Below are 20477 nucleotides of genomic sequence, written 5' to 3'. Positions count from 1 at the left end.
CGCCCCGCACCCGGCGCAGACCGTCGGCTCGATGACGAGGTCAGCCGGTGAAAACCGTGTGCACGTCGCCGACGACCTCGCGGCCACCGAGCGCGGTCAGCTCCATCAGCACCGCCGTGCCGACGACGACGCCGCCGAGCTCGCCGACCAGCTGATGGGCGGCGACCAGGGTGCCCCCGGTGGCGAGCACGTCGTCGACCAGCAGCACGCGGCTGCCCTCGGCGATGTCGTCGTGCGCCTCGATCGTGGCGGTGCCGTACTCGAGCACGTAGGTGACGGATGCCGCGGGCAGCGGCAGCTTGCCGGCCTTGCGGATCGGCACCAGGCCCACACCGGCCTCCATCGCCACGGCGCCGGCGAGCAGGAACCCGCGCGCCTCGACCCCGGCGACCACGTCGAACGATCCCTCGAACGGGGCGATCATCGCGTGGATGACCGTGCGCAGGGCGCGAGCATCCGCCAGCAGCGGCGTGATGTCGCGGAACAGCACGCCCGGCTCGGGGTAGTCGGGGATCGTGCGGATGAGGGATTCGGCGCGTGTGAGGGCTTCTGACGGCACTCGCCCACCCTACGCCCGGGCTCCATCTCCGCCGCCTCCGCGCTTCCGCCACCACCGCGGCGCGTCCGGCGCCCGCGCCGTTCCTCAGCCGAGGACTTGCGTCCTTGCTCAACCAAGCGCCCGCGCCGTTCCTCAATTGAGAAGCCTCGCCGTTCCTCAGTTGAGGAGCCGGCGCCGGCGCCGCGTCACACTGTAAGCGCTTGCAGTAGACTGGCCCGATGACTTCCGCAGAGACCGCTGAGCGCACGGACGCGTTCCTCGCCCCCATCGGCGGCGAATGGTGGCGCACCGCCGTCATCTACCAGATCTACCCCCGCTCCTTCGCCGACGCGTCGGGCGACGGCATCGGCGACCTGCCGGGCATCACCTCGCGCCTCGACGACCTGAAGAGCCTCGGCGTCGACGCGATCTGGCTGAGCCCGTTCCAGCGGTCGCCGCAGAAGGACGCCGGCTACGACGTCAGCGACTACTGCGACGTCGACCCGCTGTTCGGCACGCTGGCCGACTTCGACGCGATGCTCGCCGGGGCCCATGACCGCGGCATCCGTGTCATCGTCGATCTGGTGCCGAACCACTCGTCCGACCAGCACGAGTGGTTCCAGCAGGCGCTCGTCGCCGCTCCCGGCAGCGCCGAGCGTGGGCGCTACATGTTCCGCGACGGACAGGGCGCGCACGGCGAGCTCCCGCCGAACAACTGGGAGTCGGTCTTCGGCGGTCCGGCCTGGACGCGCGTCGTCGAGCCCGACGGCCGGCCCGGCCAGTGGTATCTGCACCTCTTCGACTCGTCGCAGCCCGACTTCGACTGGTCGAACGAGGAGGTGCGCGAGGAGTTCCGCCGCATCCTGCGCTTCTGGCTCGACCGCGGCGTCGACGGCTTCCGCGTCGACGTCGCCCACGGCCTGATCAAGGCCGAGGGCCTCCCCGACTACATCCCCGACCCCGAGGCCGGATCGATGGGCGGCGAAGAGGAGAACGTGCCCTACTGGGGCCAGGATGCCGTGCACGAGGTCTACCGCGACTGGCGGAAGATCCTCGAGGAGTACCAGGGCGACCGCGCCCTGGCCGCCGAGGCGTGGCTGCCGACCGCCGAGCGCACGGCGCAGTGGGTGCGCTCCGACGAGATGCACCAGGCCTTCAACTTCCCCTACCTCTCCACCGAGTGGAACGCCGCTCATCTGCGCAAGGTCATCGACGTGTCGCTGCGGGCTTTCCCGGGCGTCGGCGCACCGAGCACGTGGGTGCTGTCGAACCACGACGTCGTGCGCCACGCGTCGCGCCTCGCGCTGACCGCCGAGAACCCGCAGGGTCACGGCATCGGCCCCGAGTCCCCCGGCCAGCCGATCCCCGAGGTCGGCCTCGCCCGCGCCCGCGCCGCGACGACGCTCATGCTCGCGCTGCCCGGCTCGGCGTACCTGTACCAGGGCGAGGAGCTCGGCCTGCCCGAGGTCATCGACATCCCCGGTTCCGCCCGTCAGGACCCGACGTGGTTCCGCACGAACGGCGAGCGGTACGGTCGCGACGGCTGCCGCGTGCCGATCCCGTGGACCGCGGATGCCCCCGCCTACGGCTTCAGCCCCACCGGTGCCTCGTGGCTGCCGCAGCCGGCCGAGTGGGCCACGCTGGCCCGCAGCGCCCAGTCCGGGGTCGAGGGATCGACGCTCGAGCTGTACCGGACGCTCCTCGCCGAACGACGCGCCCGGGCACTCGGCGCCGGCTCGCTCGAGTGGATCGACGGCTACGGAACGGATGCCGTCGCATTCCGCAACGGGAATGTCACCGTGATCGCCAACACCGGTTCCACGCCGATCGCGCTGCCGAGCGGTATCGTGATCGCGTCGAGCGGTCCGATCGTGGGCGGCGAACTGCCGGCCGACACGACTGTCTGGCTGACGAACGACTGAGCCGGAGCCTCCGGGCATGGCGGCCTCCGGGCACGAACACGCTCGTTGACTTGCCTTATATGCACGCGACACGCCGCGCGTGTTGTACACATGGGGCAAGTCAACCCGGGCGGAGAGAGGTGACGGCGTGGTCAGCATCGACGAGGTCGCCCGCCAGGCGGGCGTCTCGACGGCGACCGTCTCGCGCGCGCTGAGCGGGCGGGGCCACGTCTCGGCCGGCGCCAAGGCGAAGGTGGAGGCGGCCGCGAAGAGCCTCGGCTACGTGGTGTCGGCATCCGCCTCGAGCCTCGCGTCGGGGCGCATGCGCAACATCGGCGTGCTCGTGCCGTTCCTCGACCGCTGGTTCTTCTCGACGGTGCTGAGCGGCATCGCGTCGGCCCTCATGCGCCGCGGCTACGACATCACGCTGTACAGCCTCACCGCCGATCGGGCGGAGCGTCGCGACATCTTCGACACATTCCTCCGGCGTCAGCGCGTGGACGGCGTCATCGCCATCTCGCTGGAGCTCGGCGAGGACGAGACCGAGCGGCTGGTGGCGCTCGACCTGCCGGTGATCGCCATCGGCGGGCCCAACCCGCGCCTCACCACGCTCACGGTCGACGACGTCGCCGTCGCCCGCCTGGCCACCGAGCACCTCCTCGCCCTCGGCCACCGAGAGATCGCGCACATCGGCGCGAGCCCCGAGTTCGACATCGACTTCCACATCCCGACGCAGCGTCGCCAGGGCTTCGAACAGGCGCTGGCGGATGCCGGCATCACCGTCCGCCCGTCACTGTTCGAGCCCGCCGACTTCACGATCGAGGGCGGCTTCCGCGCCGCCAAGCAGCTGCTCGGAAAGCCGGGCGGCCGGCCGACCGCGATCTTCGCGGCATCCGACGAGATGGCGATCGGGGCGCTGCTGGCCGCACGCGAGCTCGGCTACCGCGTGCCCGAGGACCTCTCGGTCATCGGCATCGACGGCCACGAGCTCGGCGAGTTCTTCCGTCTGACCACGGTCGACCAGTTCCCCCTCGGCCAGGGCGAGCGGGCCGCCGACGCGATCCTCGAGGCCCTCGAACCCGCGGACTCCGACGCCCCGCCGCACCGGCCCGGCGAACTGCCGTACGAGCTCATCGTGCGCGCATCGACCGCACGCCTCCCCTCCTGACCCCCTTGGCCGGCCCTCGGAACCCCTCGCGGTTCTGCCGAAAGCATGGCCCGTCACACGACACGCCGGCACCCGGCATCCATCCACGGCGCGTCGCCGTCACCGACCCGACTTTTTCGCGCTCTCGCCTCGAACCACAGGTCGTGACACCTCAACCGAGGCCCGGCGCCCCGCGGCGCTTCCGGGGGTCACAACACGCCGCAACGCCCGCCTCGACACGGCATGTCGTGACACCCCAACCGCATGCGGCAGCGCCCGACGCGTAGGCGCGTGTCGCGACGCCGGGGCCGGGCGGCAGGCCCGCGACGCCGCGGATAGGCTCGAGCCCATGACCCTCGACCTCGAAGCGCTCTACATCGATCTGCACCGGCATCCGGAGCTGTCCTTCCAGGAGACCCGCACGGCGGGTGTGATCACGCAGCGCCTCACCGAACTGGGCATCGAGTTCGAGGAGGGCATCGGCAAGACCGGCGTCGCGTCCGTGATCCGCAACGGCGAGGGCCCCGTCGTGTGGCTCCGCGCCGACATGGACGCCCTGCCCGTGCCCGAGCAGACCGGCCTCGAGTACGCCAGCACCGCCCGCGGCACCGACCCGTCCGGCAACGACGTGCCGGTGATGCACGCGTGCGGCCACGACATGCACGTCACCGCGCTGCTCGGAGCGCTCGAGCGACTGGTCGCCACGAAGGACGAGTGGTCGGGCACTGTCGTCGCCGTCTTCCAGCCTGCCGAGGAGTACGGCGCCGGCTCGCAGGCGATGATCGCGGACGGCGTGCTCGACCGCTTCCCGAAGCCCGACATCGTGCTCGGCCAGCACGTCACGCCGCTGCCCGCGGGAACCATCGGCGTCCGCAGCGGCACGCAGATGGCGGCATCCGACGGACTCACCGTCACCCTGCTGGGTCGGGGCGGCCACGGCTCCCGGCCCCAGGCGACCATCGACCCGGTCGTGATGGCGGCGGCCACCGTCATGCGCCTGCAGACCATCGTGTCGCGCGAGGTCGACCCGCGCGACGTCGCCGTCGTCACCGTCGGCTCGATCCACGCCGGCCTCAAGAACAACATCATCCCCGCCGAGGCGAAGCTCGAGCTGAGCCTGCGCTACCCCGACGACGAGGCGCGCGCCCGCGTGCTCGAGAAGGTGGAACGCATCGTGCGTGCCGAGGCCCAGGCGTCCGGCGCCGAGCACCCCCCGGTGATCGTCACCGACCACACGCTTCCGCCGACGATCAACGATGTCGCCGCGACCGAACGTCTCACCGCCGCCTTCGACGCCGCGTTCGGCGAGGGCACCGTCATCGACCCCGGCATGTTCACCGGCAGTGAGGACGTGTCGTGGTTCGCCCGCGAGGCCGGTGTTCCGCTGGTCTTCTGGTTCTGGGGCGGTGCCGACGCCGCAGCGTTCGCCGAGGCGTTCGCCGCCGGCACGGTCGAGCGCGACATCCCCACCAACCACTCGCCCTTCTTCGCGCCCGTGCTGCAGCCCACGCTGAGCCGCGGCGTCGACGCGCTCGTGGTCGCCGCGCGGGAGTTCCTCGACGCCCCCACCGCCTGAGGGCGAGCGGATGCCGCGGGTCGCGGCATCCGTCACCCCGCTGCGGCCGCTGCCCCGGGTGCGGCCGGTGCCGACCGTGTCCGCCCGGTGCATGGATTCCGTGAGGATCGCTGCCCGGATGCGTCCTCGCGAAGTCCTCGCGCGTAGCGTTACGGGCCGTGACGAACGAAAGCCGTGAGCCGTCGGTAGACGAGGCGCCGAAGGCCAAGCGCCTCATCCTGGGCGATCCCCTGGCGTCCACCGATACCGACGAGCACCTGCTTCCGAAGAAGAGGGCGCTGCCGATCTTCGCCTCCGACGCGCTGTCGTCCGTCGCCTACGCGCCGCAGGAGCTCCTCCTCATCCTCCTGACCGGTGGCCTGGCGTTCCTCGCCTTCGCCCCGTGGATCGCGGCCGCGGTGGTGGTGCTCCTCACCGTCGTGGTGATCAGCTACCGACAGCTCATCAAGGCCTACCCGTCCGGCGGCGGCGACTACGAGGTCGCCCGCAAGAACCTGGGCGAGATCCCGGGCGTGGTCGTGGCCGCGGCTCTCGCGGTCGACTACGCCCTCACCGTCGCGGTGTCGGTGGCCTCCGGCGTCGACAACATCATCTCGGCGCTGCCGGGTCTCAACCCGTTCCGCGTCGAGATGGCGGTGGGCTTCGTCATCCTGATCGTCCTCATGAACCTGCGGGGCGTGCGCGAGGCCTCACGCGCGTTCGCGATCCCGACGTACGTCTTCATCGGGTCGGTCGGGGTCATGATCGTCGTCGGACTGTTCCAGGTCGTGATGGGCGAACCGCCGGTGGCGTCGAGCGCGCACTACGCGGTCGAGACCCAGGACCTCACCCAGGCGGCCGTCATCCTGCTGGTGCTGCGAGCGTTCTCGAGCGGCTGCTCGGCGCTGACGGGCGTCGAGGCCGTCTCGAACGGCGTGCCGGCGTTCCGCACGCCCAAGGTGCGCAACGCGCAGACCACGCTCGCGCTCATGGGCGGGATCGCGATCCTCCTCTTCTCCGGGCTCACCGCCATCGCGCTGGTGGCGGGCGTGCACTACGCCGAGAACCCCTGCGACCTCATCGGCTTCGACTGCGCGAACCCGCAGCCGAGCCTCATGGCGCAGGTGTCGTCGGCCGTGTTCGGCATGAACTCGATCCCGTTCTTCGTCATCCAGGCCGCGACCGCGATCGTGCTGCTGCTCGCGGCGAACACGGCGTTCAACGGGTTCCCGCTGCTGGGGTCGGTGCTCGCCCGCGACGGCTACGCACCCAAGGCGCTCAACACCCGCGGCGACCGCCTGGTGTACTCCAACGGCATGATCATCCTGGGCCTGGTCGCGATCGGCGTGCTCATCGTCTACCAGGCGAACCTGACGAACCTCATCCAGCTGTACATCATCGGCGTCTTCGTCTCGTTCACGCTCGGTCAGATCGGCATGATCCGGCACTGGCGGCGGGGGCTGAAGGCGATCCGCGAGCTTCCCGCCGATGAGCGCAGCAGCAGGGCGGTCCGCTCCGAGCTGTTCGGTCTGCGCAAGGGCCTGTTCATCAACTCGCTCGGCGCCACCATGACGGCATCCGTCCTGATAATCGTGACCGTCACGAAGTTCACGCACGGCGCGTGGCTGATCTTCCTCGCGATCCCGGTGCTGTCGTTCCTCATGATCGGCGTGCACCGCTACTACCGCGACGTCGAGCACGAGATCGCGATGGACGACCGCACCCACTTCGGCTCGACGGGCGACGTCGCCCTGATCCTCGTGAACAAGCTGCAGAAGCCGGTCGTGAAGGCGGTCGACTACGCCCTGGCCGCCAAGCACGACAAGACGTTCGCGGTGCACATCTCGGTGACGAAGGAGGATTCCGCGGCCCTCGAGGCGGAATGGCGGGCGCACCGCATGCCCATCCCGCTGAAGATCATCGAGTCGCCGTACCGCACCTACGCCAGCCCGATCGCCGAGTTCGTCAAGGCATACCGGCAGCAGAACGGGTCCGCGGTGGTCACCGTCTACCTGCCGCAGTACATCGTCGGCCACTGGTGGGAGTCGATCCTGCACAACCGCCGCGCCCGCCGCATCGCGCAGCAGCTCATGCTGGTGCACGGCGTCTCGATCACGCTGGTGCCGTGGCTGCTGGATTCGTCCGAGCTCATATACGGGCGCCGCTCGCGGGCGCTTCCCGGCGACGACCGCGCGGGTCGGATGTCGGCGCCCGAGGTCAATCGCGTGGGCCGGCGGGTCATCCGCCCGGCCGGACCGCCCGAGAAGGCGGACGGGGCTGAGCCGCCGGTCCCGGCGCAGCGCTGACCGCGGGCGTCTCACGCGACGGTGTCACGCGAGCCCGCGCCGGGCGGCGGCATCCCGCGTAGCCTTGAAGGGTGACCCTTTCCGCTTCTGCCCCTTCGCCGGCCGCGCTCCTGGACGCCGCGGCGCTCCGCGCGGACTTCCCGATCCTCGGCGAGCGCGTCAACGGCGAGCGCCTGGTCTACCTCGACTCGGGCGCGACGAGCCAGAAGCCGCAGGCGGTCATCGACGCCGAGGTGGACTTCCTCACCCGCGCGAACTCCGCCGTCCACCGCGGCGCGCACACCCTCGCCGCCGAGGCGACCGAGCTCTTCGAAGACGCGCGCGCCACCGTCGCCGGTTTCGTCGGCGCACGGCCCGAGCAGCTGGTGTGGACCAGCGGTGCGACTGCCGGGCTCAACCTCGTGGCCTACGCGATCGGCAACGCGTCGGTCGGGCGCGGCGCTCCGGCATCCGCCCGCTTCGCGCTGCAGCCCGGCGACGAGATCGTCGTGACCGAGACCGAGCACCACGCGAACCTCATCCCCTGGCAGGAGCTGGCCGCGCGCAACGGCGCCGTGCTGCGTCACATCCCCGTCCACGACGACGGGACGCTGGACATGGATGCCGCAGCCGCCGTCATTGGTGAGCGCACGCGCATCGTCGCGTTCACGCACGTCTCGAACGTGCTGGGCATCGTGAACCCGGTGGCCGAGCTCGTCGCCCTGGCCCAGTCCGTCGGCGCAGTGACCGTGCTCGACGCCTGCCAGTCCGCGCCACATCTGCCCCTTGACCTCCCGGGCCTCGGGGTCGACCTCGCGGTGTTCTCGGGCCACAAGATGCTCGGACCGTACGGCGTCGGAGGCCTCTACGGCCGCGCCGACGTGCTCGAGGCGCTGCCGCCGTTCCTCACCGGCGGGTCGATGATCACGACGGTGACGCTCGACGAGGCCTCGTACCTGCCGCCGCCGCAGCGGTTCGAGGCGGGCACGCAGCCGGTGTCGCAGGCGATCGGCCTCGCGGCCGCGGTCCGCTACCTCGACGGCGTCGGCATGAGCACGTTGCACGCGCACGAGAAGGCGCTGGAGGCCCGGCTGGGCGAGGGGCTGCGGTCGATCCCCGGCATCCGCCTGCTCGGCGATGCGCCGGGCGCGGAGCGGGTCGGACTGTGGTCGTTCGACGTCGAGGGCGTCCACGCGCACGACGTCGGCCAGTTCCTGGACGCCCGCGGCGTCGCGGTGCGCGTCGGGCACCACTGCGCCCAGCCCCTGCACCGCCGATTCGGGCTCACCGCGTCGGTGCGCGCGTCGACGGCGCTCTACAACACCGCCGACGACGCGGACGTGTTCCTCGACGCGCTCTCGGGTGTGCGCGGGTTCTTCGGAGCCGGCGCATGAACGGCCTCGAGTCGCTGTACCAGGAGCTGATCCTCGACCACTCCAAGCGCCCGCACGGCAAGGTGCTCCTCGCCGCAGCCACCACCGAAACCGCCGCCGGAGCCGCCGATGACCCCGCCGACACCGGCCGGGTCGCCATGTCATACCAGCGCAACCCGATCTGCGGCGACGAGATCACGCTCCGCGTCCGCCTGTCCGACGACGGCAGCACGGTCGACGAGGTGACGTGGGACGGCGCCGGCTGCTCGATCTCGCAGGCCTCGGCATCCATGCTCGCCGCGCTGATCGAAGAGGAGGGACGGATGCCGCGGGCCGAGGCATCCGCTCTCGTCGAGGGCTTCCGCGAGGCGCTGCGCTCACGCGGCGAGACCCCGCTCGACGAAGAGGTGTACGGCGACGCCGCCGCGCTGTCGGGCGTCTCGAAGTTCACCGCCCGCGTGAAGTGCGCCATGCTCGCGTGGGTCGCGTTCGAGGACGCCGCCGCCCGCGCCTGACGCCGAAGAACGCCGTCAGCCGGCGACCGGGTGCGTGCGGTGCACGGTGATGTCGCCGTACCCCGTGCGCGCGTACAGCTCCAGAGAGGCCTCGCCCTCGATCGGGCCGGTGGCGGCGGCGAGCTCGTTGCGCACCGCGGCGTGCTGGCTGGACGCGTCCAGCCACACCGCCGTGCCCGAGCGGATGCCGAGCGTCACCGCGCCGTACGACGCCTCGATCCGTGCCGTCCCGCCGTTGAGGTCGCCGATCCGCACCGGCCCGTAGGCCGAGCGGACGGTGAGTGCCGGCCCGGGATCGCCGAGATGGACGACACCGCTCGAGGTCGCGATGTCGGCGACGCCCGAGACGGAGCCGACGTCGATGCCGGCATCCGATCCCTTCAGTCGCAGTGCGCCATCCACGATGCCGATGCGCGCACGGCCCGAGCTGATGCTGACGTCCGCGTCGCCGCGGACGTGCTCCACCCGCAGCTCGCCATGGCCGAGACCGAGGTCGGCGCGGCCGGTGCGCTCGAGGGTGGCATCGCCGTAGTCGAGCGCGATGCGCGCGGTGCCGACCGCGCCGGCGACGCGGATCGACCCGTACTTGAGGGCCAGCGACACGTCGGAACCGGTCGGCACACGCACCGAGACGTCGACCGAATCGCCTGAGCCGAACAAGGTGAACCGCACGGGGCCGACGATGCGCAGGTCGGATCCCGAGTGGATCACCCGCACGGCGTCGGCGGCGCTGCGGTCGCCGTTGCGATGCGGGTTGGCCGGACCCACGTCGACCGCGAGGTCGCGGCGCTGCTCGGCGACGACGTCGATGCGCCCCATCTGCAGTTCGATGCGCACGGCGGCCGGACCCGACACCGGAAACGTCGTCATCAGCGCACGCCCTTCCTCAGCGCACCCAGCCGATGTACGACGCGCTCGTGCGCGCCGGGGCGTCCGACGCCGGATCGAGCGCGGCCGTCACGGCGCGCACGAGCCAGGTGTTGAGCGACAGTCCTTCCGCCGCGGCGGCGGCTTCGGCGCGGACCTTGAGCGAGTCCGGCAGCCGCAGGGTCGTGCGGGCGGTGGCGTCGTCGGCGTCGTCGACGGATGCCGCCGCCGACGCCGAGGCGACGGTGACCGGCCCGCTGGCGCTCGCTGCCGTCGGGGCGGACTCGGCGCCGGGGCGCGACACGACGAAGTCGACCTCGCGACCGCGCAGGCGCACATCGACGGAGCCCGGCGCGAGCTCGCGCGTGATCTCGCCCGCCGCCTCTGACAGGGCCTCGAGGATCGCCAGCCGCGCGGCAGGCTCGAGCGCGGCGGCCAGACGCGCGGCAACTTCGGCGGTCTCCGTCCCACCCGTGGCCGAAGCCGCCGCGAGCTGTCGCTGGAGCTCTTCGACATGACCGGCGATCTGCATGACGTCAGAGTGACATCACAATGGCGTCACGTCAACGTCGGACTCGAGCGGAGCGCCTGGGGACCGTGAGCGTCGGGCCGCGCGGCGTTCGGATTCCGTGAGGACGGCGGCTGCGGCATCCGCTCGGGAGTTGCATCGGATTCACGCCCGCCGCACCGCGGGCGACCGCAGGGTCCGCCGCGCGGACCGCACCATCCGGGAGTTCCTGTGCTCGATGTCATCTACCTCGCCCTGACGCTCGCGCTCTTCGCGCTCGTGTGGCTGATCGCCCGGGGCGCCGAGAAGCTGGCGGCCCCTGACCGGGCCACCGCTCCGCACGACGCGATGCGCGGCGAGGAGGGGAGCCGATGATCGTCTTCTCACTCGTCGCGGGAGTCCTCGCCCTGGCGGCGATCGCCTACCTGCTGGTCGCCCTCGTCAACCCGGAGAAGTTCTGATGGATGCCGCGACCGTGCTCACCGGCATCCTGCAGCTGGCGACCCTGCTGCTGATCCTCGCACTGCTGTACCGGCCGCTCGGGGACTGGATCGCGCACGTCTACACGACCCAGAAGGACGCGCGCGTCGAGCGCGGGCTGTACCGGCTCGTCGGCGTCGATCCTCGCTCCGAGCAGACCTGGCAGGTCTACACCCGCGGCGTGCTCGCGTTCTCGATCGTGGGCGTGCTCTTCGTCTATGCGCTGCAGCGGCTGCAGGGTCTGCTGCCGTACTCGCTCGGCCTGCCGGCGGTGCCCGAGGGCCTCGCCTTCAACACCGCGATCTCGTTCGTCACCAACACGAACTGGCAGTCCTACTCGCCCGAGCTCACGATGGGCTACACCGTGCAGCTCGCCGGCCTCGCGGTGCAGAACTTCGTGTCGGCGGCCGTCGGGATCGCGGTCGCGGTCGCGCTCGTCCGCGGCTTCGCTCGGCGGGGTTCGGCGACCATCGGCAACTTCTGGGTCGACCTGACCCGCGGTCTCACCCGTCTGCTGCTGCCGTTGGCGGTCGTCTCGGCCATCGCACTCGTGCTCGCCGGCGTCGTGCAGAACGCCAACGGCTTCGCCGAGGTCGCCACGGTGACCGGCGGCACGCAGGTGATCCCGGGTGGACCGGTCGCCTCGCAGGAGGCGATCAAGCTCCTCGGCACCAACGGCGGCGGCTTCTTCAACGCGAACTCGGCCCACCCGTTCGAGAACCCCACGCCATGGTCGAACCTGCTCGAGATCCTGCTGCTGCTCGCGCTCCCCGTCGCGATGCCGCGCGCATTCGGCCGCATCGTGGGCGATGACCGGCAGGGATACGCGATCCTCGCCGTGATGGCGTCGATCGCCGTCGTTTCGATCGTCGCGCTGACGTGGCTCGAGTCGCTCGGGCTGGGCACCGCGCCGCAGCTCGCCGGCACCGCGATGGAGGGCAAGGAGGCGCGCTTCGGCATCTTCGGCTCGACGCTGTTCGCCGGTGCCACCACGCTCACCTCGACCGGCGCGGTCAACTCGATGCACGACTCGTACACGGCGCTGGGCGGCATGATCCCGTTGATCAACATGATGCTCGGCGAGGTCGCACCGGGCGGCGTGGGGTCGGGGCTCTACGGCATGCTCGTGCTCGCCGTCATCGCCGTGTTCGTCGGCGGGCTCCTCGTCGGCCGCACCCCCGAGTACGTCGGCAAGAAGATCGGCCCGGCGCAGATCAAGCTCGCGAGCCTGTACATCCTCGTGACCCCGGTGCTCGTGCTCGCCGGCACGGCGCTCAGCTTCGGCATCCCGGCGATCCGAGCGGATGTCGAGTCGACGTCGATCTGGAACCCCGGCGTGCACGGCCTCGGCGAGGTGCTCTACGCCTTCACGTCAGCGGCCAACAACAACGGCTCGGCCTTCGCCGGGCTCACCGCCAACACCCCCTGGCTCAACACGGCGCTCGGCGTCGCGATGCTGCTCGGCCGGATCGTCCCGATCGTGCTCGTGCTGGCTCTCGCCGGCTCGCTCGCCGCCCAGAAGTCGACGCCGTCGAGCGCCGGCACGCTGCCCACCCACCGCCCGCAGTTCGTCGGCCTGCTGGCCGTCGTCGCGGTCGTCATCACCGCACTCACCTACTTCCCCGTTCTCACGCTGGCTCCCCTGGCGGAAGGGCTCGTCTGACTCATGTCCACCTCCACGCTCGTCTCGACGCCCGACCCCGTTCAGGGTCCCGCCCGGCATCCCCAGCCTGCTCGGACGGAGGCATCCTCCCGCGCCTTCGGCGCCGCGCAGCTGTGGGCCGCTCTTCCCGGCGCCTTCCGGCGCCTCGACCCGGTCGCACTCTGGCGCAACCCCGTCATGTTCCTGGTGTGGGTCGGCGCCGCACTCACGACGGCCATCGCGATCGCCGAGCCGTTCCTCGGCGGCCCCGAGCCATCCGGCGGCACCGCGGTGCCCTTCGGCTTCACGTGGGGCATCGCCGTGTGGCTCTGGCTCACGGTGCTGTTCGCGAACCTTGCGGAGTCGGTCGCCGAGGGCCGCGGCAAGGCGCAGGCCGCGACGCTGCGCCAGACCCGCACGTCGACGACGGCTCACCTGGTTACCGGCGATGTCCGGACAACGGATGCCGCGGCCGGCCGCGCCGACGTCGTCGAGGTCTCCTCGGCCGACCTGCGTCTCGGCGACGTCGTGGTGGTGTCGGCCGGCGAACTCATTCCCGGCGACGGCGACATCATCGCGGGCATCGCCACGGTCGACGAGTCGGCGATCACCGGCGAGTCGGCTCCGGTCGTGCGCGAGTCGGGCGGCGACCGCTCGGCGGTCACCGGAGGCACCCGCGTGCTCTCGGACCGCATCGTCGTGCGCATCACGTCGAAGCCGGGCGAGACGTTCGTCGACCGCATGATCGCGCTCGTCGAGGGTGCGAGCCGCCAGAAGACGCCCAACGAGATCGCTCTCGGCATCCTGCTGGCGAGTCTGTCGATCGTGTTCGTGATCGTCGTGCTCACCCTCAACCCGATCGCGTCGTACGCCGCGGCCCCTGTCAGCATCCCCGTGCTCGTGGCACTGCTGGTGTGCCTCATCCCGACGACGATCGGCGCCCTGCTGTCGGCGATCGGCATCGCCGGCATGGACCGCCTCGTGCAGCGCAATGTGCTCGCGATGTCGGGCCGGGCCGTCGAGGCGGCGGGCGACGTCACGACCCTCCTCCTCGACAAGACCGGCACGATCACCTACGGCAACCGCCGGGCGTCGGACTTCGTCGCGCTGCCAGGCGTCGGCGATGCCGAACTGGCGCACGCGGCGGCGCTGTCGTCGCTGGCCGACCCCACCCCCGAGGGCGTCTCGGTGGTCGAGCTCGCGGCGACCCGCGGCGGTGCGGTCGACGAACCCGTCGACGAACCCGCCGGGTCCGTCGTGGTGCCGTTCACAGCGCAGACCCGCATGAGCGGCGTCGACCTGCCCGACGGCACCCAGGTGCGCAAGGGCGCGGGTTCGGCGGTGCTGGCGTGGCTCGAGGCATCCGGCGCTCCCGTGAGCGCTCCGACGCGCGCGCTGCTGACCGCCGAGACCGACGCCATCGCGCAGTCCGGCGGCACGCCGCTCGTCGTCGCCACCCTTCGCCCGTCCACGGAGTCCGCCGCCGAAGCGCGGGTGCTCGGCGTCGTGCACCTCAAGGACATCGTCAAGGAAGGCCTGCGTGAACGGTTCGACGAGCTGCGCGCGATGGGCATCCGCACGGTCATGGTCACCGGCGACAACCCGCTGACCGCCGCCGCGATCGCGAAGGAGGCCGGCGTCGACGACTTCCTCGCCGAAGCGACCCCCGAAGACAAGCTGGCCCTCATCCGGCGCGAGCAGCGGGGCGGCAACCTCGTCGCCATGACCGGCGACGGCACGAACGACGCTCCGGCGCTCGCGCAAGCCGACGTCGGCGTCGCGATGAACACCGGCACGTCGGCGGCGAAGGAGGCCGGCAACATGGTCGACCTCGACAGCGACCCGACGAAGCTCATCGACATCGTGCGCATCGGCAAGCAGCTGCTCATCACGCGCGGCGCCCTCACGACCTTCTCGCTCGCCAACGACATCGCGAAGTACTTCGCGATCATTCCGGCGATGTTCATGGGCGTCTTCCCGGGCCTTACAGCGCTGAACGTGATGCAGCTGAGCTCGCCGGCCTCGGCGGTCACGAGCGCGATCATCTTCAACGCCGTCGTCATCGTGGTCCTCATCCCTCTCGCCCTGCGGGGTGTGGCGTACCGGCCGGCGAGCGCCTCGCAGATCCTCAGCCGCAACCTGCTCGTGTACGGGCTGGGCGGCGTGATCGCCCCCTTCCTCGGCATCAAGCTCATCGACCTCGTCGTGAGCCTCATCCCGGGCTTCTGACCCTTCGAGCCAGACAGGAGACCACCATGTCCACTTCCACCCGCACCACCCTCCGCACCGCCGGCGTCGCCGTCCGCGCGATGCTCGTCTTCACCCTCGTGCTCGGAGTCGGCTACACGCTGGTCGTGACCGGCATCGCGCAGCTGGCACTGCCATGGCAGGCGAACGCCTCGCCGGTGCACGACGCCCGCGGCGAAACCGTCGGGTCGGCGCTCATCGGTCAGTCCTTCGCGGATGCCTCGGGGGCGGCGCTGCCCGAATACTTCCAGTCGCGTCCCTCGGCGGCCGGTGACGGCTACGACGGCGGCGCCTCGAGCGGCTCCAACCTGGGTCCCGAGAACCCCGACCTCGTCGCGTCCATCGGGGCCCGCCAGGTCGCGATCGCCGAGCTCGAGGGCGTCGATGTGTCCGAGGTTCCGGCCGATGCCGTCACTGCATCGGCTTCCGGCCTGGACCCGCACATCAGCCCCGCCTACGCCCAGCTGCAGGTCGGCCGTGTGGCCGACGCACGCGGGCTGGAAGAGGCCGACGTACGCCGTCTCGTCGACGCCCACACCCAGCAGCGCGACCTCGGCTACCTCGGCGATCCCCGCGTGAGTGTGCTCGAGCTCAACCTCGCGCTCGATGCCCTGGGCTCATGACCGATCCCGGCCCACGGCATCCGTCCCCCTCCGGTCAGCATAAGAAAAGTCGGGTCCGTCACGCCGACACGCCGGCATCGGATGCTGCGGCCCGGCGTGTCGGGTCACCGACCCGCTTTTGGAACACCGACCGGAATCGCCACCACCAGGAGGGTCGTAGGGTGACCACATGAAGCGCGGCAAGCTGCGGGTGCTGCTCGGGGCAGCGCCCGGAGTCGGCAAGACGTACGAGATGCTCGAAGAGGGCCGCCGCCTCGCCGACGACGGCCGCGACGTCGTCATCGCCGTCGTCGAGACGCACGACCGCGCCGCGACGGCCGCCCTCGTCGAGGGCCTCACCGTCGTCCCCCGCACGACCATCTCGCATCGCGGGGTCGAGCTGACCGACATGGATCTCGAGCGCGTGCTCGCGCGGCATCCCGCGATCGCGCTCGTCGACGAGCTGGCCCACACCAACGCTCCCGGGCTGCCCCACCACAAGCGCTGGCAGGACGTCGACGCGCTCCTGGACGCCGGCATCGACGTGATCACGACGGTCAACGTGCAGCACATCGAGTCGCTCGGCGGGGTGGTCGAGCAGATCACGGGCGTCGCCCAGCAGGAGACGGTTCCGGATGCCGTCGTCCGGGCCGCCGATCAGGTCGAGGTGATCGACCTGTCGCCGCAGTCACTGCGCGACCGCCTGTCGGCCGGGCTGGTGTACCCGGCGGAGCGGATCGACGCGGCGCTGTCGAACTACTTCCGGCTCGGCAACCTGACCGCGCTGCGCGAGCTCGCGCTGCTGTGGCTCGCCGACGAGGTCGACAGCGCGCTCAAGAGGTACCGTGCCGAGCACGGCATCAGAGGCGCCTGGCAGGCGCGCGAGCGCGTGGTCGTCGCGCTCACCGGCGGGGCGGAGGGCGAGACGCTGCTGCGCCGCGGTGCCCGCATCGCCGCGCGATCGGCCGGCGGCGAGCTGCTCGCGGTGCACGTGTCGAGCCAGGACGGTCTGCGTGCCGGCGACCCGGGCGCGCTCGCCGCCCAGCGTGCACGGGTCGAGTCGCTCGGCGGCACGTACCACCAGGTCGTCGGCGACGACGTCCCGCGATCCCTCGTGGAGTTCGCCCGCTCGGTGAACGCGACGCAGCTCGTCATCGGGGTGAGCCGCCGGGGGCGGCTCGCGGCCGCCCTGACCGGTCCAGGCATCGGCGCGACGGTGATCCGCGAGTCCGGCGACATCGACGTGCACATCGTGACGCATGCCGCCGCCGGCGACCGGTTCCGGCTGCCGCGCATCACCGGCGGCGCCCTCAGCATGAAGCGGCGACTGCTCGGCTTCCTGCTGGCGATCGTCGGCGGCCCCCTGCTGACGTGGCTGCTGGTCTCCATCCGCAGCGACGAGACCATCACGAGCGACGTCCTGGCGTACCAGCTCCTCGTGGTGCTGGTCTCGCTCGTCGGCGGGATCTGGCCGGCCGTCTTCGCGGCGGTCATGTCAGGGCTCACCCTCAACTTCTTCTTCGTGCCGCCGTACTACACGGTCGGCATCGCCGATCCGCGGAACGTGTGGGCCCTGCTGCTGTACGTCGTCATCGCGGTGCTCGTGAGCTTCATCGTCGACCGCGCGGCCCGCGCGGCCCGCGCCGCTCGACGGGCCGAGGCCGAGGCCGAACTGCTCGCGACGGTCGCCGGGAGCGTCCTGCGCGGCGACTCGGCGGTGCCCGCACTGATCGCACGGACGCGGGAGTCGATCGGCCTCGCAGGAGTGCGGCTCGTGGATGCCGACGGCTCAGTGCTCGCCACGGACGGCGAGCCCGTGCGCGACGGGCGCTTCGATGCGGTGACCGTCGCCCGCCGCAACGGCGGCCCGCCGGCCACGCTCGAGCTGCACGGCCACGTGCTCGACGCGTCGGAGCGCCGCCTCGTCGATGCGGTGACGGCGCAGCTCTCGGCCGCGCTCGAGCACACCGACCTCACGGCGGCCGCGCGCAGGGCCGGCCTGCTGGCCGAGACCGACCAGGTTCGCAGCGCCCTGCTGTCGGCGGTGAGCCACGATCTGCGCCGCCCGCTCGCGGCTGCCGTGGCTGCGGTCGGGGGGCTCCGCGCCTCCGGCGCGAACCTGTCGCCCGAAGACCGGGCCGAGCTGATCGCGACAGCCGACGAGTCGCTCATGACGCTGTCGGCACTGGTCACCGATCTGCTCGACGTCAGCCGCGTGCAGGCAGGGGTGCTCGCCGTGTCGCTGCAGGCGGTCGACAGCGCGGGAGTCGTGCTCGCCGCGCTCGACGAGCTCGGCGCCGGGCCCGACCGGTTCGAGCTCGCCCTCGACCCGGAGCTTCCGTCCGTCGAGGCGGACCCGGTGCTCCTGCAGCGCGTGCTCGTGAATGTGCTGGCGAACGCCGCCCGCTACACGCCCGCCGGCAGCCGCGTCCGGGTGACGACGAGCCGCCTCGGGGGCACCGCCGAGATCCGGGTCGTCGACCACGGCAGCGGGGTCTCGCCCGATCGCCGCGACGACATGTTCACGCCGTTCCAGAGACTCGGCGACACCGACAACACCGCCGGCCTCGGTCTCGGGCTCGCCCTGTCCAAGGGCTTCACCGAGGGCATGGGCGGTACGCTCGCCCCCGAAGACACTCCGGGAGGCGGCCTCACCATGGTCATCTCGCTGCCCGTGGCCGACCCCCTCCACGCCGAAGAGAGGCCGCTCTCATGAATGACCTGTCGTGAAGGTGCTCATCGCCGACGACGATCCGCAGCTCGTCCGGGCTCTCCGCATCACCCTCGCCGCCCACGGCTACGAGGTCGTCGCCGCTCCCGACGGGGCGTCGGCGGTAGCCCTGGCGGCCAAGGAGCATCCCGAGATCGTGATGGTGGACCTCGGGATGCCGCGGCTCGACGGCGTGCAGGTCATCCAGGCGCTGCGCGGCTGGACGACGGCCCCGATCATCGTGGTGTCGGGCCGCACGGGTTCGGCCGACAAGGTGGAGGCGCTGGATGCCGGCGCCGACGACTACGTCACCAAGCCGTTCCAGATCGACGAGCTGCTCGCACGGCTGCGGGCACTGTCACGGCGCGTGGGCGCGGCATCCGGAGTTCCCGTCGTGACCTTCGGCGACGTCGTCGTCGACCTCTCGACGAAGACCGTCACCCGCAGCGGCGAGCGCGTCCATCTGACGCCGACGGAGTGGCGCATCCTCGAGTTCCTCGCCCGCAACCCCGGGTCGCTCGTCACCCGGCAGGCCCTGCTCAAAGACATCTGGGGCACCGAGCAGGTGGCCGACACCGGCTATCTGCGGCTCTACATCTCACAGCTGCGCAAGAAGCTCGAGGCCGACCCCGGCCACCCCTCGCACCTGCTCACCGAGTCGGGCATGGGCTACCGCCTGCTCACCGACACCCCCGACCCCGCCTGACGGTGCGACGCCTCCCTGACCGGGGCTGGCCGCGTCAGCGTCAGCCGAGGCCCTGGCGCTCGTCGGCGGCGGCGCCAAGCCCTGTCAAGGGGGTTGCGCCTGGGCATGCACCCCCAACATGCTGGGCATCGTCAGCCCATTCCCCTGCGGTCATATGCACCTGCGTAGTGTGGGCCCTAGCGACCGGCATTCGTCTGTCGCTTCGCGTCGACCAGGCGGTCGGCAATCGACCAGAGCAGGTGCGATCATCGCCACCATCACCGCTGTCGCACCTGAGGTCGCCCGTCTGGGCCCGGTCCGTCAGACCTATGCCGGCTCCGAGACCTTCCCCCCCGTCGCGCGGGCCTATACCGAGGTGTCGCAGGTAGTACGCGAGACCGGCCTGCTCGCGCGGGCCCAGTGGTTCTACGCGCTCGTCGGCGCCGCACTCGTGCTCGCCCTCGGCGGCGCGATCACCGGATTCATCCTGCTGGGCGACACCTGGTACCAGCTGCTGATCGCCGGCGCGCTGGGCGTCATCTTCACCCAGGTCTCGTTCCTCGCGCACGAGGCCGCCCACCGGCAGATCCTCGCCTCCGGACCGGCGAACGACCGGCTGGGCCGCGTCCTCGCCTCCGGCATCGTGGGCATCAGCCTCTCGTGGTGGAACAACAAGCACAACCGCCACCACGCGAACCCCAACCGCGTCGGCAAGGACCCCGACATCGAGGTCGACACGATCCGCTTCCTCGAGGAGGATGCCGCGAAGGTGAGCCGCCTGGGCGCGCTCATCACCCGCAAGCAGGGCTGGCTGTTCTTCCCGCTGCTCACGCTCGAGGGTCTGAACCTGCACTTCCTCGGCCTCAAGCACCTGCTCTCGCGCGGCGAGGTCAAGGGCCGCTGGATCGAGCTGTCGCTGATCGCCGTGCGCTTCGCGCTCTACCTCACGCCGCTCTTCCTGTTCCTGCCGGTCGGCATGGCGTTCGCCTTCCTCGGCGTGCAGCTGGCCGTGTTCGGCGTGTACATGGGCGCCTCGTTCGCGCCGAACCACAAGGGCATGCCGATCATCGCGGCCGACGCGAAGCTCGACTTCTTCTCCAAGCAGGTGCGCACCTCGCGCAACATCCGTGGCGGCTGGTGGGCGACGACGCTCATGGGCGGCCTCAACTACCAGGTCGAGCACCACCTCTTCCCGAGCATGGCCCGCCCGCACCTGGCCAAGACCCGCGAGATCGTGATGGAGCAGTGCCGCACACGCGGCGTGCCCTACACCGAGACCAGCCTGATCCAGTCGTACGGCATCGTCATCGCGTACCTCAACCGCGTCGGCCTCGCGGCCCGCGACCCGTTCGACTGCCCGATGGTGAACCGGTTCCGCAGCGTCTGAGCTGACTTCGAGAGAAGGGGACGGATGCCGCGGCA

The 20477-nt window shown here is 71.3% G+C and carries 17 protein-coding genes; 14 read left to right on the top strand and 3 right to left on the bottom strand.

Annotated features, from left to right (window positions below; all coding sequences use genetic code 11):
- Positions 1-40: 40 nt before the first annotated feature.
- Positions 41-559 carry an adenine phosphoribosyltransferase gene (locus tag B2K11_RS08655; RefSeq protein ID WP_163617876.1) on the bottom strand — a complete coding sequence of 173 codons (519 nt, stop codon included), beginning with the start codon at positions 557-559 and terminating at the stop codon, positions 41-43.
- 218 nt (positions 560-777) lie between these two features.
- Here B2K11_RS08655 and B2K11_RS08650 point away from each other — a divergent pair, with 218 nt between their 5' ends.
- From B2K11_RS08650 to sufU, 6 genes are all read left to right on the top strand, one after another.
- Complete coding sequence (locus B2K11_RS08650) at positions 778-2460, top strand: alpha-amylase family glycosyl hydrolase (RefSeq protein ID WP_163617875.1); 1683 nt, start codon at positions 778-780, stop codon at positions 2458-2460.
- A gap of 127 nt (positions 2461-2587) precedes the next feature.
- The gene (locus B2K11_RS08645) at positions 2588-3607 is read left to right on the top strand and encodes a LacI family DNA-binding transcriptional regulator (protein WP_163617874.1); all 1020 of its coding nucleotides are present in this window, start codon (positions 2588-2590) and stop codon (positions 3605-3607) included.
- A gap of 328 nt (positions 3608-3935) precedes the next feature.
- A complete protein-coding gene (locus B2K11_RS08640) occupies positions 3936-5162 on the top strand; it encodes an amidohydrolase (protein WP_163617873.1) in 1227 nt (408 codons plus the stop codon).
- A 158-nt stretch (positions 5163-5320) separates the two neighbouring features.
- Positions 5321-7447 (top strand): APC family permease, encoded by a 2127-nt coding sequence (locus B2K11_RS08635; protein ID WP_204260060.1) that lies wholly within the window; start codon positions 5321-5323, stop codon positions 7445-7447.
- Positions 7448-7518: 71 nt separating this feature from the next.
- Positions 7519-8820 (top strand): SufS family cysteine desulfurase, encoded by a 1302-nt coding sequence (locus B2K11_RS08630; protein WP_204260059.1) that lies wholly within the window; start codon positions 7519-7521, stop codon positions 8818-8820.
- Complete coding sequence (sufU, locus tag B2K11_RS08625) at positions 8817-9314, top strand: Fe-S cluster assembly sulfur transfer protein SufU (RefSeq protein WP_163617872.1); 498 nt, start codon at positions 8817-8819, stop codon at positions 9312-9314. Before B2K11_RS08630 ends, sufU begins: the two co-directional genes overlap by 4 nt.
- Positions 9315-9329: 15 nt before the next feature.
- Here the strand turns inward: sufU and B2K11_RS08620 are convergent, their stop codons facing one another.
- Entirely contained in the window at positions 9330-10184 is an 855-nt protein-coding gene (locus B2K11_RS08620) for a DUF4097 family beta strand repeat-containing protein (protein ID WP_163617871.1), read from the bottom strand.
- 16 nt (positions 10185-10200) lie between these two features.
- A complete protein-coding gene (locus B2K11_RS08615; protein WP_163617870.1) occupies positions 10201-10713 on the bottom strand; it encodes a toxin-antitoxin system HicB family antitoxin in 513 nt (170 codons plus the stop codon).
- Positions 10714-10920: 207 nt separating this feature from the next.
- On the opposite strand from B2K11_RS08615, the gene B2K11_RS08610 reads away from it, so the two are divergent.
- From B2K11_RS08610 to B2K11_RS08575, 8 genes are all read left to right on the top strand, one after another.
- Complete coding sequence (locus B2K11_RS08610; RefSeq protein ID WP_163617869.1) at positions 10921-11064, top strand: hypothetical protein; 144 nt, start codon at positions 10921-10923, stop codon at positions 11062-11064.
- Positions 11061-11150 (top strand): potassium-transporting ATPase subunit F, encoded by a 90-nt coding sequence (locus B2K11_RS08605; protein ID WP_163617868.1) that lies wholly within the window; start codon positions 11061-11063, stop codon positions 11148-11150. Before B2K11_RS08610 ends, B2K11_RS08605 begins: the two co-directional genes overlap by 4 nt.
- On the top strand, positions 11150-12832 hold the full coding sequence (gene kdpA, locus B2K11_RS08600) for a potassium-transporting ATPase subunit KdpA (RefSeq protein ID WP_163617867.1): 1683 nt from the start codon (positions 11150-11152) through the stop codon (positions 12830-12832). The genes B2K11_RS08605 and kdpA overlap by 1 nt, the downstream gene beginning before the upstream one ends.
- A gap of 3 nt (positions 12833-12835) precedes the next feature.
- Entirely contained in the window at positions 12836-15040 is a 2205-nt protein-coding gene (kdpB, locus tag B2K11_RS08595; protein WP_163617866.1) for a potassium-transporting ATPase subunit KdpB, read from the top strand.
- Positions 15041-15066: 26 nt separating this feature from the next.
- Positions 15067-15681 carry a potassium-transporting ATPase subunit KdpC gene (gene kdpC, locus B2K11_RS08590; protein WP_163617865.1) on the top strand — a complete coding sequence of 205 codons (615 nt, stop codon included), beginning with the start codon at positions 15067-15069 and terminating at the stop codon, positions 15679-15681.
- A gap of 169 nt (positions 15682-15850) precedes the next feature.
- Positions 15851-18376 (top strand): DUF4118 domain-containing protein, encoded by a 2526-nt coding sequence (locus B2K11_RS08585; protein ID WP_163617864.1) that lies wholly within the window; start codon positions 15851-15853, stop codon positions 18374-18376.
- 10 nt (positions 18377-18386) lie between these two features.
- On the top strand, positions 18387-19076 hold the full coding sequence (locus tag B2K11_RS08580; protein ID WP_163617863.1) for a response regulator transcription factor: 690 nt from the start codon (positions 18387-18389) through the stop codon (positions 19074-19076).
- Positions 19077-19320: 244 nt separating this feature from the next.
- Entirely contained in the window at positions 19321-20442 is a 1122-nt protein-coding gene (locus tag B2K11_RS08575) for an acyl-CoA desaturase (protein ID WP_239525871.1), read from the top strand.
- The last annotated feature ends 35 nt before the right edge of the window (positions 20443-20477 follow it).

It is taken from the genome of Microbacterium sp. B35-30, from assembly GCF_010634855.1.
Classification (GTDB): domain Bacteria; phylum Actinomycetota; class Actinomycetes; order Actinomycetales; family Microbacteriaceae; genus Microbacterium.
Note: the sequence above shows the minus strand (reverse complement) of the source record. Positions and strands in the feature narration are given on the sequence as shown.